Below are 14,943 nucleotides of genomic sequence, written 5' to 3'. Positions count from 1 at the left end.
GATCTCAACCTCGCCATCAGGTTAAATGGAAAATGTGGCGATGCAAATGCGGCATTTGCTGCTGCGCGGCCGCGCGCGTTGGCTGCTGCCGGTTGACGCGGGAGACCGCCGCGCTTAGCTCATGGTTAATGGTGCGCAACGCGGGTTGCTGCCGCTTTCGGGATCTATCGCCGTGACCGCTTCTGATCGTCAGTCGCATTGGCAGACCGTCTACCTGACCAAGGGCGAGCAGCAGGTGAGCTGGTCGCAGGCCGATCCGCAGCCCTCGCTGCGTCTGATCGAATCCGTCGCGCCCGGCCGCGACGCGTCGATCATCGACATCGGCGGCGGAGCCTCGCGCCTCGTCGATGCGCTGCTGGCGAGTGGCTTTCATGATCTGACCGTGCTCGATCTCTCGGAAGCTGCGCTGGCGAGCGCGCGGCAACGGATCGGCGCGAGCGGCCCGGCGGTGCGCTGGGTCGCCGACGATGCGACGGTCTGGCAACCACCGAAGGCCTTCGACATCTGGCACGATCGTGCGGCGTTCCATTTTCTCGTCGCGGAGAGCGACCGCGCGGCCTATCTCGAGAGACTGCATCGCGGCGTCAAGGCAGGCGGCCACGCCGTGATCGGTACCTTCGCGCTCGACGGTCCGGAAAAATGCAGCGGCCTGCCGGTGCAGCGCTATGATCCCGCAACGCTCAGCCGGACCATCGGCCCGGCATTCGAGTTGATCGCGCATGAGGCGCATCGGCACGTCACGCCCTGGGGCGCGACGCAGTCGTTCCAGTTCAGTGTGCTGCGGCGGACGTGACCGGCCGCGGAAGGAGAGGCGAGATGACGGACGGGCCACGGACGATCGGCGAGATCGCAAGCTATCACGCCCATGTCTATTACGACCCCGCCACCAGCCGGGGCGAGGCCGAACGCCTGCGCAACTGGATGGGTGAGCGTTTCCTGGTCACGCTCGGGCGTTGGCACGACGTCAAGGTCGGCCCGCACGATCAGGCGATGTATCAGGTGGCGTTTGCGGCCGAGCTGTTTCCGACCCTGGTGCCGTGGCTGATGTTGAATCATGGCAGCCTGAGCATCCTGGTCCATCCCAACACGACCAATCCGCGCCGCGATCATCGCGACGATCCGCTCTGGATCGGCACGCCGCTTGCCGTCCATGCCGACAAGCTGCCCGAAGAGTCCGAAATGGAGCAGGCGCCGGCCCCGAACACGTCGCCGACATTGCGTCCCTGAGCGTCGCGGCAGTTGCATAAAGTTTGACGCAATTCCGTTACAGCCAAGTCGCTTCAAACTCATCGCGTTTTGCAACGTGAGGTTAAGCCGGCATTCCTAGGCTTACCCGACATTTCAGGGTCGGGCGCATTGGGCATGTTCTTTTCGTTTCGAAGCTGGTCACTGTGGCGGGTGGTCGGGCCTCTGCTCGCCATCGTGCTGCTGCTGGGCAGTCTGTCCGCCGGCAGCCTGCAGGTGATGTCCGCGGTGCGCGCCTATGTGGCGGGCGAGAGCCTGTGGTCGAAGGGACAGAAGGACGCCATCTACTACCTTCAGACCTATGTCAGCACCGGCGCGCCGCTCTATCTGCAGAAGTTCGATGCCGCGATCGCGGTGCCGCTGGCCGATCGCACGGCGCGGCTCGCGCTGGAGGCGCCAGGCAACAACGACGCCGTGGCCCGAGCCGGCTTCGCCAAAGCGGGCAATCATGACGACGACATTGGCGGCCTGATCTGGCTGTTCAAATATTTCCGCACGATGCACCACGTGGCCGGCGCGGTGACGGCCTGGCGGAACTCGGACGCGCTGCTCGATCAGCTGATCGAAATCAGGAACGAGGCCGCCGACGACGTCGCGCTGCATGATCCCTCGGCTGCGACCATCAAGCACTGGGCCGAGCGGATCGGTACGGTCGACGCCGCGCTGAGCACGCTCGCCGTCGATTTCTCCGACCAGTTGGGGAAGGCGTCGCGCCAGGTCTCCGCGCTGCTGCTGCTGGTCAATCTCGTGATCGCGGCCTGCCTTGCCGGCATCGTGCTGTTCCACACAAGGCGGATGCTGTGGCGACGCTGGCTTGCCGAGACCGCGCTCGCGGTCGAGAAGGAGCGCGCCCAGCTCACGCTGGCCTCGATCGGCGACGCTGTGATCGTGACCACGCAGGACGATCGCGTCGGCTACATGAACGGCGCCGCGCAGCGGCTGATCGCGTCAGGGCAGGACGTGACCGGATGGCAGCTTTCATCGCTGTTCAGCATTGCCGAGCAGCCGGTGCGCGGATCGTTCCGGAGCGCCGATGCCGACGACGAGAGCCGGCCGCAGCAGCGGCTGCTGGTGCGGACGGACCATTCCAGCGTGCCGGTCTCGGTGGTCGAGACGGCGATCGTGCATGCCGGCGAGCCGGCCGGCCGCGTCATGATCATTCACGACATGACGGCCGAGCGGCGGCTGGTCGAGGAACTGGCGTGGGCTGCGTCCCATGACGCGCTCACCGGCCTTGCCAACCGGCGGCAATTCGAGTTCGAGCTGCACAAGGCGATGTCGGGTTCGCCGCTCGTGGGCGCTGATCTGATGCTGATCGACCTCGACCAGTTCAAGATCGTCAACGACACTTGCGGCCACATGGCGGGTGACCGGCTGCTGAAGCAGGTGGCGAAGCTGCTGGTCGCCGAGGTCGGCGACAGCGGGCTGGTTGCGCGTCTCGGCGGCGACGAATTCGGCATTCTGCTGTGTGACGATGGCTCCGCCACGCACGACGTTGCTGCCGATGTCGCGGAGCGGATCAGGGCGGTGGTCGAGCAGTCGAGCTTCGTCCATGAGGGCTCGAGCTTCCGGATCAGCGCGAGCATCGGTCTGGTCGCGCTTGCCGACAGCGCCGGCGTGCAGGACGCGTTGCGGCTTGCCGACGTCGCCTGCTTCCTCGCCAAGGACAAGGGGCGCAACCGCGTCCAGGAACACCGTCCGTCCGATACCGGCATGGCGGTGCGCGTCGCCGAGATGAGCTGGGTCAATCGCATCCGCAAGGGATTGGACGAGGGGCGCTTCTGCCTCTACGAGCAGGAGATCCGTCCGATCAACGGTGCGCTGAAGGGCAATGAGCGGCGCGAATTGCTGCTGCGGCTGCGCGACGAGAACGGCGCGCTGGTGCCGCCCGGCAGCTTCCTGCCCGCAGCCGAACGCTACGGGCTGATGCCGCTGATCGACCGCTGGGTGGTTCGCCGCGCCTTCGAGATCATCGCCGAGCGCAAGCACCACCCGCGCAAGATTGCGAGCTACGCCATCAATCTCTCCGGCGCCACCATCGGGGACGGCGACTTCGTCGACTTCGTCGCCGAACTGTTCGCGCAGTATGATGTTTCGCCGGCATTGGTGTGTTTCGAGATCACCGAGACCAGCGCCATCTCGAATCTCGACGAGGCGCAGACGTTCATCGCGCGGCTGCGCGAGATCGGCTGCAGTTTCTCGCTCGACGATTTCGGCACCGGCATGTCCTCGATCGCGTATCTGAAGCACCTGCCGGTCGACATCATCAAGATCGACGGCTCGTTCGTGAAGGAGATCCTGAACAGCAAGGTCGATCGCGCGATGGTCGAGATGATCACCAAGACCGCGAAGATCATGCAAAAGCAGGTGGTCGCCGAATTCGTCGAGAGCCTCGCGATCCTGGACGAGCTGCGCCAGATCGGGGTCGACTACGCGCAAGGGTACGCCATCGGGAAGCCGGTCCCGGTGCTCACCCTCCGGGAAGAAAAGATCGCCTGAGTCGCCGAAATTGTCCCGAAACGGGACTTTTTCGGCCATTTCAGCCCGCCAGGGGCTGATTCGCTGGCACTTTCCAGCCGAAAAACGTTTAAAAATCCTGTCGTTGCCCGCTTCGTCTCGATTATGCCTTACTCTAATTCCCTGATATAATGAGCGAACGGTGAATCCAGCGTGGGCCGGGTAACAGGCCCCACAGCACCGACTTGGGGATGATGGGTCAACGTACGACGAAAGCTGCCGCGCGCAAGACAAGCCGCGGCATGTCTCTGGTGGGCAGCACGGCGTTTGCCGTGACCGCGCTCGTCATGTCGTCTGGCCTTGCCGCCTGGATGGTCGGCATCGACCCCACCGCATGGCTGCATGGACCGGCACTCGCCAACACCACCGCCTCGCTGAACTTCGACGATCGCTTCGGCGCTCGTTCCACGATCAATTCGGCTTCGCTCTATTATCCTTTGCGCCGCGGGTTCCGTTCGAGCCGCGGCGATTTCAATTCCGAGTTCGGTCAGATCGAGGACGCGCTGGCCGGCCAGCTGCGTGACACCCAGACCGAACTGCCGACCAGCCAGCCGGCGTCGGCGTCCGTCGCCGCGGCCACCACGGCGACATCCACTGTGCCGATGCCGCGGTCGCGGCCGGCCGAGGCCAATCTGCTGGCGCGCAACGATCAGCCGCTGCCGCCGCAGGCGCCGGTGCAGCAGGGCGACAACCGGACGTTCCTGCAGAAGATCGCCGACATGATGCCGGGCAAGCTGCAACTGGCCTCGATCGATCCGAATGATGGCTTGTTGTCCGGCCCGAGCCTCGATCTCGGTGCACTCGGTTATGACAGCACCACGGCGGTCTACGACATCACCGGCCGCATCGTGTACATGCCCGACGGCACCAGGTTCGAGGCGCATTCAGGCCTCGGCAATCTGCTCGACGATCCGTCGCATGTGACCGCCCGCAACGCCGGTGCGACGCCGCCCGGCGTCTACGAGATGAAGCCGCGCGAGAAGTTGTTCCACGGCGTGCCCGCGCTGCGCATGACCCCGGTCGATGGCAGCGATACGTTCGGGCGTGTCGGCCTGCTCGTGCACAGCTACATGCTCGGGCCGAACGGCGACTCCAACGGCTGCATCTCGGTCAAGCACTACGACAAATTCCTGCAGGCCTATCGCAGCGGCACGATCAAGCGCATCGCCGTCGTGGTCAGCATCAAGGACGTCAAGTCGGCCTCGACCCGCGCGGCGTCGAACTCGTAAGCCGCACACCGGCGCGGCCGGTTCAGCGAATCCGTCGATCCTCAGTGAGCCTCCTCGCCTCCGGCGCGACAAGCGACGGGCGATGCGCCGTTGGCGTGGCGGAATGCGCCGGCAGAGCTCCCCGGCTTTCAACATTGGGTGTCAGTATACACCTTTATCCAATATAGGTAGTATAATACTTAGTATTGCCAAAATTGAAATGTTTATGTATACATAAGGTATCCGATGCGATCCCGAGAGGGCGACCCGATGCCAAAACCCTTCCCAATGAACGCGTGGTACGCGGCCGGCTGGGATGCCGAGATCAAGCACGCGCTGTTACCGCGGACGATCTGCGGCAGGCATGTCGTGATGTTCCGGAAGGGCGACGGCGAGGTCGTGGCGCTCGAGGATGCCTGCTGGCATCGCCTTGTCCCGCTCTCCAAGGGCCGGCTCGACGGCGACACCGTGGTCTGCGGCTATCACGGCCTGAAATACAATGCGCAGGGCCGCTGCACCTTCATGCCCTCGCAGGAGACGATCAATCCGTCGGCCTGCGTGCGCGCCTATCCCGTCGTGGAGCGCCATCGCTTCATCTGGCTCTGGATGGGCGATCCCGCGCTCGCCGATCCCGCGCTGGTGCCGGACATGCACTGGAATCACGATCCGGCCTGGGCCGGCGACGGCAAGACCATTCACGTCAAATGCGATTATCGCCTGGTCGTCGACAATCTGATGGACCTGACCCACGAGACCTTCGTGCACGGCTCGAGCATCGGCAATGATGCGGTCGCCGAAGCGCCGTTCGATGTCACCCATGGCGAGAAGACCGTGACCGTCACGCGCTGGATGAGGGGCATCGAGGCGCCGCCGTTCTGGGCCAAGCAGTTGCAGAAGCCGGGCCCGGTCGACCGCTGGCAGAACATCCGCTTCGAGGCGCCGTGCACCGTCAATATCGACGTCGGCGTCGCGCCGGCGGGATCGGGCGCGCCGGAGGGCGATCGTTCGCAAGGCGTCAACGGCTATGTGCTCAACACCATCACGCCGGAGACCGAGAAGACCTGCCATTACTTCTGGGCCTTCGTCCGCAATCACCGCATCACCGAGCAGCGCCTCACGAGCGAAATCCGCGACGGCGTCGCCGGCATCTTCCACGAGGACGAGATCATCCTGGAAGCGCAACAGCGCGCGATGGACGAGAATCCGGACCGCGTGTTCTACAACCTCAACATCGACGCCGGCGCGATGTGGGCGCGGCGCGTCATCGATCGCATGGTGGCGAAGGAAAATCCGCCACAGCAGTTGCAAGCGGCGGAGTAGGCCGGGCCATGGCGGAACGCGAAGCCGATCGCTCAGTATCGCACACCGTGCGGGCGCAGCTCGCGCTGCGTGACCTGGTTCTCTCGGGCCGCCTGCGGCCAGGCGAGCGCATCTCGGAGCTGCAGGCGGTCGAGATCACCGGGGTGTCGCGCACGCCGGTGCGGATGGCGCTGGTCCGGCTGGAGGAGGAGGGCCTGCTGGAGGCGATCCCGTCCGGCGGGTTCATGGTCAAGGCATTTTCCGAGCGCGACATCCTCGATTCGATCGAGCTGCGCGGCACGCTGGAGGGGCTTGCCGCGCGCTTTGCCGCCGAGCGCGGCGTCTCGTCGCGCGATCTCGAGCCGCTGAAGGAATGCCTCAACGAGATCGACGGCCTGGTGCGGCAGGACCCGATCTCGGTCGAAGTATTTTCGTCCTATGTCGCGCTCAATGCGCGCTTCCACGCGCTGCTCACCGAGCTGTCGCGCAGTCCGCCGCTGATCCGGCAGATCGACCGCGCCTCGGCGCTGCCGTTCGCCTCGCCGAGCGGCTTCGTGATGGCGCAATCGGCGTTGCCCGAGGCGCGCCAGATCCTGCTGATCGCGCAGGACCACCATCGCGTCGTGGTCGACGCGATCGAGAACCGCGAGGGCGCGCGGGCCGAAGCGATCATGCGCGAGCATGCCCGGCTTGCGGCACGCAATCTGCGGCTGGCGCTGCGTAACCGCACCCACCTCGATCTGCTGCCGGCGCTGGCGCTGGTCACGGCCGGCTGAACGGAGCGCGCGATGCGATTCATTGAAACCTGGACGTCGGCCACGCTGCTGGCGACGCGCGATCTCACGCCCGGCATCCGCGAATTCCTGCTGCGGCCGGACGATTTCACCGGCGCGCCCTATCCCGTCGGCAGCCACATCGATGTCGGCGTCACCATCGACGGCCAGCCGCAGACCCGGTCCTATTCGCTGGTCGGCGAGGTCGATCCGCAAGGGTTCCGGATCGCGGTGCGGCACGCGCCGGATTCCCGCGGCGGCTCGCGCTATATGTGGTCACTCGCGCCGGGGGCGCGGCTCACCATCACGCTGCCGACCTCGCTGGTACAGCTCGACTGGACACGGCGGCATTTCTGCCTGGTCGCCGGCGGCATCGGCATTACGCCGATCGTCGGTGCGGCCGAGGTGCTGGTCCGCCGCGATGCCGGCGTGACATTGCACTATGCCGTGCGCACGCGCGGCGATGCGGCCTATCTCGATATGCTCGAGCGTCTGCTCGGCGACCGCCTCATCGTCCATGCCGGCGACGAGGGCAGGCGGCTCGACCTCGACAGCGTCTTCGCGGGCTTGCCGCAGGATACGATGACGTTGTTTTGCGGCCCGATGCGGATGCTGGATGCGGCGCGGCGTGCGTGGGAGGCGTCCGGCCGCCCGCTGACCGATCTGCGTTACGAGACCTTTGGATCGAGCGGGCTGTTGCCGACCGAGGCGTTCCGCGTGCGGCTCAGGGGTGAGGAGACCGAGTTCGTGATCCCGCGCGACCGCTCGATGCTGGACGTGCTCAACGAAGCCGGCCATGAGGTGATAAGTGACTGCCGGCGCGGCGAATGCGGCGTCTGTGCGATTGACGTGGTCGATGTCGACGGCGCAATCGACCATCGCGACGTCTTCTTCAGCGACCACCAGAAGCAGGAGAGCCGCAAGATCTGCGCGTGCGTCTCGCGTGCCCGCGGCACCATCACGGTGGACACCCTGCATCGCGCCGACGCGCTCTGATGTGCCGGACCGGTGCGCGGCGCCCGATCGGCGTTACGCCGCGTGCTCCGAGTGCTGCGGATTGTGATCGAGCAGCGCGGAGATATCGCTGCCCGACATCGGCCGGCCGATCAAATAGCCCTGCACCTCGTCGCAGCTGGTCTGGCGCAGATATTCGAGCTGATCGGCGGTCTCGACGCCTTCGGCCACGACGCCGATCTGCAGGTCCTGCGCGAGGCCGATCACCGATTTGACGATCGCAGCGCAATCCGGCTGGGTCAGCATGTCCCGGATGAAGGATTGATCGATCTTGATGCGGCTGAACGGCAGCTTGCGCAGATAGGTGAGCGACGAGAAGCCGGTGCCGAAATCGTCGAGCGCGACCGTCAGGCCGAGCTCGAGCAGCCCGTTCAGGATCGCCGGCGCCGATCCGTATTTCGAGATCAGCATCGATTCGGTGATCTCGATCTCCAGCCGGTTCGGCGCGACATTCGCCTCAGCAAGCGCCTCGACGATGGTCTGCAGGATGCCGACGTTCTGGAACTGGACCGCGGAGAAATTCACCGCGATCCTGATGTCATCAGGCCAGCGGGACAGCATCGCGCAGGCGCGGCGGATCACCCACTCGCCGAGCTGGTGGATCAGTCCGCTCTCCTCGGCGATCGGAATGAAGACGCTCGGCGGAATCAGACCCCGTGTCGGATGCTGCCAGCGCAACAGCGCCTCGAAGCCGGTGACGCGGCCTTCGCGGATGTCGAGGAACGGCTGGTAGACGAGAAAAAGCTGGTCGGCCTCGATGGCCTGTTCGAGGTCGCGCTGCAGGGCGCGGCGGTCGCGCGCCGACTGGTCGTCGTTGGCCTCGAAGAAGCAGATGGTGCCGGGGCCGGATTTCTTCGCCCGGTAGAGCGCGATGTCGACATGCTTGAGCAGATCGTGGGAGGTGTTGCCGTCCCGGGGCGCGAGCACGATGCCGATGCTGATCGCGCTGGTGATCTCGAACCCGTCGATCGGGAACGGATCGGCGAAGGCCGCGACGAACCGCTCGGCGATCGCGAGCGCGTCCTCGGGCCGCGTCAAATTGGACATGATCAGCGCGAACTCGTCGCCGCCGATCCGCGCGACATGTTCGGCCGCGCGCGTGCAGCGCTGCAACCTTGCCGCAAGCTGCACCAGGAGTTCGTCGCCCGCCGGATGGCCGAACCTGTCGTTGATCTCCTTGAAGCGATCGAGATCGAGCAGCAGCACCGCGAATTCCTCGCCCGAGCGCTCCAGCCGGCTCAGCGCGCCGTTGAGCGCCTCGTTGAAGGCGACGCGGTTCGGCAGATGCGTCAGCGGATCCTGCCGCACCGTCCGCTCGGCGTCGTGCTGGGCGATGATGCGGCGCCTGAACTCGAACGCATTGACGAACACGCCGCGTAGCAGCACGGAGCCGTAGACCAGGACGAGCACGACCATCAGCAGATAAATGAAGTCGCCGTCCCTGCCGAGGCAGATCGCGGTGCCGACGAAGATCGGCCCGGTGAAGGCAATCGCGGCGATCGGGATCGTGGAGAAGGCGAAGGCGCCGCCGGCCAGCATGCCGGCGCAAAGACAGGTGATCACCAATTGGGCGCCGCTCGATGCGTTCGCGAAGAAGGCGACGGGGACGACGCCCCAGGCCGCGCCCAGCGCCAGCGCATTGCGCACCAGCCGGTACATGGTCCGGCGCGACACGAATTGCGGCTTGGCGATGCGGCGCGATGCGCGCACCTGCATGCCGAAGAACAGCGCCGCGCTGCTCACCGCAGCGGCCCACACCAGCGCGAAGGCCCAATCCGGCGATTGCCACAGCGCAGCCGCGAGCACCAGCGCGTTGCAGGCGTTGGCCAGCATGATGCCGAAGGAATAGCCGAGCACGAGCGAAACCTGCTCGGCGCGGATGTGGCCGGCGAGCGCTTCATCCGTCGGTGGTGCGCCGAAGGCCGCGAGGTCACCCGCGAACAAGGCCGCGAAATATGATCTGAGATCGATACGCATCTCACTACGTTGCCTGCATGGTCTGGCCATCGCGGTGCCGAAGAATTCTCTGCAAACCTTTGACAAACTATGAACTATTGGAACGGACCGTGCCACCGCGGGCGCCCGCTTCGGTTTCACCGGGAGGCATTGCTAACAAATCGATACAAATGCGTGATGTGACGTCACGGATCGGCAGAGATTGCCCAATCCCACGCGGCTTGATCGCTTGCCGGTTTTTCGCAATGAGTTGGGTTCCCGCGACCGGCAAAACCAGAAGGTGCGCATGAGGTTCCCGACCACGAACCACGATCCCGGGTTTCGGATCACGCGGGCCAGCCACGTCGTCCTGACCGTCTGTGATCTCGCGGCAAGCCGGCAGTTCTACGAAAACGTGATCGGGCTGATCCTGACCGCGGAGGAGGGCGATGCGCTCTATTTCCGCGGCGTCGAGGAGGCCTGTCATCACAGCCTTGTGTTGCACAAGGGCGAACGCGCCGTCTGCGCGCGGCTCGGCCTGCGGGTGTTTAGGGATGATGACCTCGACCGGCTCAAGGCCTTCTTCGAAGCGCATGGCTGCGAGACCGCCTGGGCCGAGGTGCCGCACCAGGGCCGCACGCTGCAGGCGACCGATCCGGCCGGCACGCCGCTGGAGTTCTGCGCGACCATGCCGGTCGAGCCGCGCATGATCACCAAATTCACCCGCCATGCCGGCGGCTCGGCGCTACGGCTCGATCATTACCAGGTGCTGACGCCGGAGGTGCGCAAGGCGTGCGAGTTCTATACCGCGGCCGGCTTTCGGCTCAGCGAGTATATCGCGCCCGCCGGCACGTTCGATCTGCGCGGCGTGTTCCTGCAGCGCAAGGGCAATCCGCACGACATCGTGTTCTTCAACGGTGCGGGGCCGCGGCTGCATCATTTCGCGTTCCTCGCGCCCGAGGTCCATCACCTGCTGAACGCCTGCGATCTCGCCGGCGAGCTCGGCCATGGCGCGGCGGTCGAACGCGGACCCGGGCGGCACGGGCCGGGGCACGCGATGTATGTCTACATGCGCGATCCCGACGGGCACCGCGTCGAGCTGTTCAACACGCACTACCAGATCATGGACATCGAGAACGAGCCGATCGGCTGGGATCCGTCAGACACCAAGATCTCGTTTCCATGGGGGCTGCCGGCGCGACAGGCTTGGTTCGAGGAGGCGACGCCGTTCGAAAGTGTCGCGATCCGCGAGCCGCAGGTGAAGCCGAAGCCGTTGACGCTCGAGAGTTACCTCGCGAAATAGCATGTCGATGTCTCTCGAGAACCCCGGGCATGATCCCTTGTATGACGCGGCCATCGTCGGCCTCGGACCGGTCGGCGCCATCTTCGCCAATCTGCTCGCGAAAGCCGGCCTGAGCGTCGCGGTCGTCGAGCGCACTGCCGACATCTACGACAAGCCGCGCGCGATCACGCTCGATCACGAGGCGCTGCGCGTGCTGCAGGCGATCGGGCTCGGCGATTTCATGGAGCAGGCGATCGCCCCGCATAACGGCTCGCATTATCTCGGCGTCGACGGCGAGATCATCAAGATCTTCGACCCGATGCCGCCGCCATATCCGCTCGGCTGGATTCCGAACGTGACTTTCGTGCAGCCTGATGTCGAGCAGGCGCTGCGCGAGAAGCTCGCTGGATATCCGCATGTCGACGTTTTCCTTGCGGCCGCCGGCGTGGCGCTGGAGCAGGACGACAGTACAGTGACGTTGACCGCGCAGCGCGAGGGAGGCGAGGAGTTCCTGATCCGCGCGCGTTATCTGGTCGGCTGCGACGGCGCCAACAGCTTCGTGCGCAAGCAGCTCGGCATTGGTCTCGACGACCTCGCCTTCGACGAATGGTGGATGGTGGTGGACACGCTGACCAGCGATCCCGCCAAGCGGCCGGCCAGGAGTTTTCAGTATTGCTGGCCGTCGCGTCCCGGCACCTTCGTGCCGGGGCCGCGCAATCTGCGGCGCTGGGAGATCAAGCTGCTGCCGGGCGAGGATCCCGAGGCGTTCGGCGCACCCGACAACGTCGTGACGCTGCTGAAGGGCTTCACCGACATTTCCGACCTCACGATCTGGCGCTCGGCGGTCTATCGCTTCCACGCGCTGCTTGGGCAGCGCTGGCGCGACCGCCGCGTGCTCCTGATGGGCGATGCCGTGCACCAGACGCCGCCGTTCCTCGGCCAGGGGCTGTGCGCCGGCATCCGCGATGCCGTTAACCTGGCCTGGAAGCTGAGGCTGGTTCTCCGTGGCGACGCCCACGAGGCGCTGCTCGACGCTTACGAGATCGAGCGCAAGCCGCATGTCCGCGCCGTCGTGGCCAGCGCCAAGGAGTTCGGCAAGATCATCGGCGAACTCGATCCTGTAGCGGCCGCCGAACGTGACGTGCGGCTGCGCGCCGACCTGAAGGCCGGCAAGGCCGAAACCATCAGGCAGAAATTCATCCCGGATCTCGTCTCCGGTCTGATCGCGCGCGATGCCGTTCTGGCCGGGCGGCTGTTCGTGCAGCCGCATGTGCGTGCGCCGGATGGACGGACGTGCCGGCTCGACGATTTGCTGAGGCCGGAGTTCGCGATCGCGACGGCGGCCGCGGAGCCGATGGCGTGGCTGTCGGACGCGTCTTGTGCCGCCTGGCAGCATCTCGACGGCGAACGTGTCGTCATCGCCACGTCAGGTGAAGGCGGCGATGCCAACGGCATTCTGAACGTGGTCGAGCGCGACGGGCTGTTCGCCGACTGGATGCGGCAACATGGCGCCACCGCGGTCATCGTGCGGCCCGACCGTTACGTCTTCGGAGCCGCACGCAGCGCCGACGAGCTCAATATGCTCGTCGGGCAACTGCTCGAAGGTCTCGGTGCGAGACATCAGCCGTTCCCGGCGACACCAGTCACTTCTTGATGTCGGCTGCGACCAGCACACGATGGCCGCGCAGCAACTCCTGCAAGGCCTGCAGGGCTGCGACGCCGCATTGGGTATCCTGCTCGCCGTTGCCGCCGCTCAACCCGATGCCGCCGACAACCGCGTCGTCGACCACGATCGGAAAGCCGCCGACGAACACGGCGAATTTTCCGTCAAAACTCCACTGGATGCCGAAGGCCTCGTTGCCGGGCAGGGCAGGTCCGTTCGGTGGCTGGTTGAACAGATGGGTGGAGCGCTTGTGCCCGGCCGCCGTGAACGCCTTGTTCCAGGCAATCTGCGGGCCGGTGATCCGCGCGCCATCCATCCGCTCCAGCGCCAGCGGATAGCCGCCGTCGTCGGTCACGCAGACCGTCTCCGCAACGCCGATCTCGGCGGATTTGCGGATCGCGGCCGCGATCATGTGGCGGGCTTCGGCAAGTTCGAGTTTGAAAGACTGTCTCATCGCTCTGGTCCAGGATTGGGGTGGGCGGTCGACCGCGGCTCAGGTGCCGCGGTAGACCGTCTTGATCTGGGTGTAGAATTCGAGGCCGGTGCGGCCGGACTCGCGGAAGGTCGAGGTGCTCGACCGTTTCAATCCGCCGAACGGCGCGTTGATCAAATTGCCCGTGGTGGTGCGGTTGATCTTCACCGTTCCGGACTGGATGTCATTGGCGAAATCGTGCATCGCGCGCGGGTTGCGCGTCACGATCGCGGCCGACAGGCCGTATTCGCTGGCATTGGCCTTGGCGATCGCGTCAGTATAGCTGTCGACCTCGATGATCGCGATGACCGGGCCGAAGATTTCCTCGCGTGCGATCGTCATGTCCTGGGTCACATCGGTGAAGATCGCGGGTGAGACGAAGTAGCCGCCGTCATAGGCGGCACCGGTGAGCCGGTCGCCGCCATAGAGGTGCGTCGCTTCCTTCTTCCCGATTGCGACGTAGCGCAGCACGGTTTCGAGCTGCCTGGCTGTGGCGAGCGGCCCCATCTCCATCCCGCTGGTGAGGCCGCTGCCGATCTTGATCGCCTTCACCTTGGCGAGCAGTCGTGCGGTGAACTCGGTCCGTACCTGCTTCATGACCAGGACCCGGCTGGTGCCGGTACAGGCCTGGCCGGCCAGCGACAGGCCGCCTTTGACGGTCAGATCGACCGCCAGATCGAGGTCGGCGTCGTCCATGACGATCAGCGGGTTCTTGCCGCCGAGCTCCATCTGCGTGCGGGTCGTGAAGCTGACCGCGCGACAAATCTGTTCGCCGGCGGAGGTCGACCCGGTGAAGGAAATCGCCCGAACGACCGGCGGCTCGGTGATGCTAGGCCCGATCTCGCCGGCCTTGCCGGTGATGAAGTTGAGCGCGCCGTTCGGCAGGCCTGCCGCAATCAGCGCCTCCGCCAGGCGATAGCCGCTGAGCGGTGCATCGGATGATGGTTTGAACACCACCGTATTGCCGGTAATGAGGGCCGGCGCGATCTTGCGCGCAGGGATGGAAATCGGAAAATTCCAGGGTGTGATCACCGACACGACGCCGAGCGGCTCGCGCAACGTATAGACCGTCATGTCCGAATCGTCGTTCGGAAACACCTCGCCGGTAAGCGACTGTCCCTCGACGGCATAGAACCGCAGGGTCTGGGCCGAGCGCAGCACCTCGTCGCGGGCGAGGCCGAGCGACTTGCCCATTTCCCGCGTCATCTCTCGCGCGATGTGATCGGCGCGGGCCTCGAGATGATCGGCGGCCCGGTTCAGGATCGCGGCGCGTTTGGAGATCGGCGTCCGCCGCCAGCCTTCGAACGCGGCGGCCGCGGCATTGACGGCCGCTTGCGCATCGGCGGCGGTCGATTCCTGGAAGCGTCCGACCAGGTCGCTGGTGTCGGCGGGATTGATGTTCACGAACAGTCTGCCGGACGCGCTTGCGATCCGCTCGCCGGCGATCAGGTTCGGAAATTCCTCGATCCCTGCGTTGCCGTCCGCGGACGGGCAGGCGTTGCCTATCGTCGTTTCAGCTATCGTCACAGGATTCT

At 65.5% G+C, this 14,943-nt stretch carries 12 protein-coding genes; 9 read left to right on the top strand and 3 right to left on the bottom strand.

Translation table 11 applies throughout. From position 1 onward, the window contains the following. Nucleotides 1-172 precede the first annotated feature (172 nt). From AAFG13_RS19180 to AAFG13_RS19150, 7 genes are all read left to right on the top strand, one after another. The gene (locus AAFG13_RS19180) at nucleotides 173-793 is read left to right on the top strand and encodes a class I SAM-dependent methyltransferase (RefSeq protein WP_212315690.1); all 621 of its coding nucleotides are present in this window, start codon (nucleotides 173-175) and stop codon (nucleotides 791-793) included. 23 nt (nucleotides 794-816) lie between these two features. Further along, nucleotides 817-1,227, top strand: coding sequence for a DOPA 4,5-dioxygenase family protein (locus AAFG13_RS19175; RefSeq protein WP_092124462.1), 411 nt, complete (start codon nucleotides 817-819; stop codon nucleotides 1,225-1,227). Between the two features lie 135 nt (nucleotides 1,228-1,362). Further along, on the top strand, nucleotides 1,363-3,744 hold the full coding sequence (locus AAFG13_RS19170) for an EAL domain-containing protein (protein ID WP_342712992.1): 2,382 nt from the start codon (nucleotides 1,363-1,365) through the stop codon (nucleotides 3,742-3,744). Nucleotides 3,745-4,004: 260 nt separating this feature from the next. Beyond that, the gene (locus AAFG13_RS19165) at nucleotides 4,005-4,991 is read left to right on the top strand and encodes a DUF2778 domain-containing protein (protein WP_342712991.1); all 987 of its coding nucleotides are present in this window, start codon (nucleotides 4,005-4,007) and stop codon (nucleotides 4,989-4,991) included. Between the two features lie 249 nt (nucleotides 4,992-5,240). Continuing rightward, on the top strand, nucleotides 5,241-6,290 hold the full coding sequence (locus tag AAFG13_RS19160) for an aromatic ring-hydroxylating dioxygenase subunit alpha (RefSeq protein WP_342712990.1): 1,050 nt from the start codon (nucleotides 5,241-5,243) through the stop codon (nucleotides 6,288-6,290). Between the two features lie 8 nt (nucleotides 6,291-6,298). After that, nucleotides 6,299-7,045: a GntR family transcriptional regulator gene (locus AAFG13_RS19155; protein WP_212315684.1), complete on the top strand. Its 747-nt coding sequence runs from the start codon at nucleotides 6,299-6,301 to the stop codon at nucleotides 7,043-7,045. 12 nt (nucleotides 7,046-7,057) lie between these two features. Continuing rightward, nucleotides 7,058-8,038, top strand: coding sequence for a PDR/VanB family oxidoreductase (locus tag AAFG13_RS19150; RefSeq protein WP_342712989.1), 981 nt, complete (start codon nucleotides 7,058-7,060; stop codon nucleotides 8,036-8,038). Nucleotides 8,039-8,071: 33 nt separating this feature from the next. On the opposite strand, the gene AAFG13_RS19145 is transcribed toward AAFG13_RS19150, so the two are convergent. Continuing rightward, nucleotides 8,072-10,033: an EAL domain-containing protein gene (locus AAFG13_RS19145; RefSeq protein ID WP_342712988.1), complete on the bottom strand. Its 1,962-nt coding sequence runs from the start codon at nucleotides 10,031-10,033 to the stop codon at nucleotides 8,072-8,074. Between the two features lie 265 nt (nucleotides 10,034-10,298). Between AAFG13_RS19145 and AAFG13_RS19140 the strand changes: the two genes are divergently transcribed. Both AAFG13_RS19140 and AAFG13_RS19135 read left to right on the top strand, forming a co-directional pair. Continuing rightward, nucleotides 10,299-11,294 carry a VOC family protein gene (locus AAFG13_RS19140; protein ID WP_249132255.1) on the top strand — a complete coding sequence of 332 codons (996 nt, stop codon included), beginning with the start codon at nucleotides 10,299-10,301 and terminating at the stop codon, nucleotides 11,292-11,294. Between the two features lies 1 nt (nucleotide 11,295). After that, nucleotides 11,296-12,927, top strand: a complete 1,632-nt coding sequence (locus tag AAFG13_RS19135) for a bifunctional 3-(3-hydroxy-phenyl)propionate/3-hydroxycinnamic acid hydroxylase (protein WP_342712987.1) — start codon at nucleotides 11,296-11,298, stop codon at nucleotides 12,925-12,927. Here AAFG13_RS19135 and AAFG13_RS19130 read toward each other — a convergent pair. Together AAFG13_RS19130 and AAFG13_RS19125 are read right to left on the bottom strand one after the other, a co-directional pair. Next, on the bottom strand, nucleotides 12,917-13,390 hold the full coding sequence (locus AAFG13_RS19130; protein ID WP_212315680.1) for a heme-binding protein: 474 nt from the start codon (nucleotides 13,388-13,390) through the stop codon (nucleotides 12,917-12,919). The genes AAFG13_RS19135 and AAFG13_RS19130 overlap by 11 nt on opposite strands. Nucleotides 13,391-13,429: 39 nt before the next feature. Beyond that, the gene (locus AAFG13_RS19125) at nucleotides 13,430-14,935 is read right to left on the bottom strand and encodes an aldehyde dehydrogenase family protein (RefSeq protein WP_342712986.1); all 1,506 of its coding nucleotides are present in this window, start codon (nucleotides 14,933-14,935) and stop codon (nucleotides 13,430-13,432) included. Between the last annotated feature and the right edge of the window lie 8 nt (nucleotides 14,936-14,943).

This window comes from Bradyrhizobium sp. B124, from assembly GCF_038967635.1.
Lineage (GTDB): Bacteria > Pseudomonadota > Alphaproteobacteria > Rhizobiales > Xanthobacteraceae > Bradyrhizobium.
Note: the sequence above shows the minus strand (reverse complement) of the source record. Positions and strands in the feature narration are given on the sequence as shown.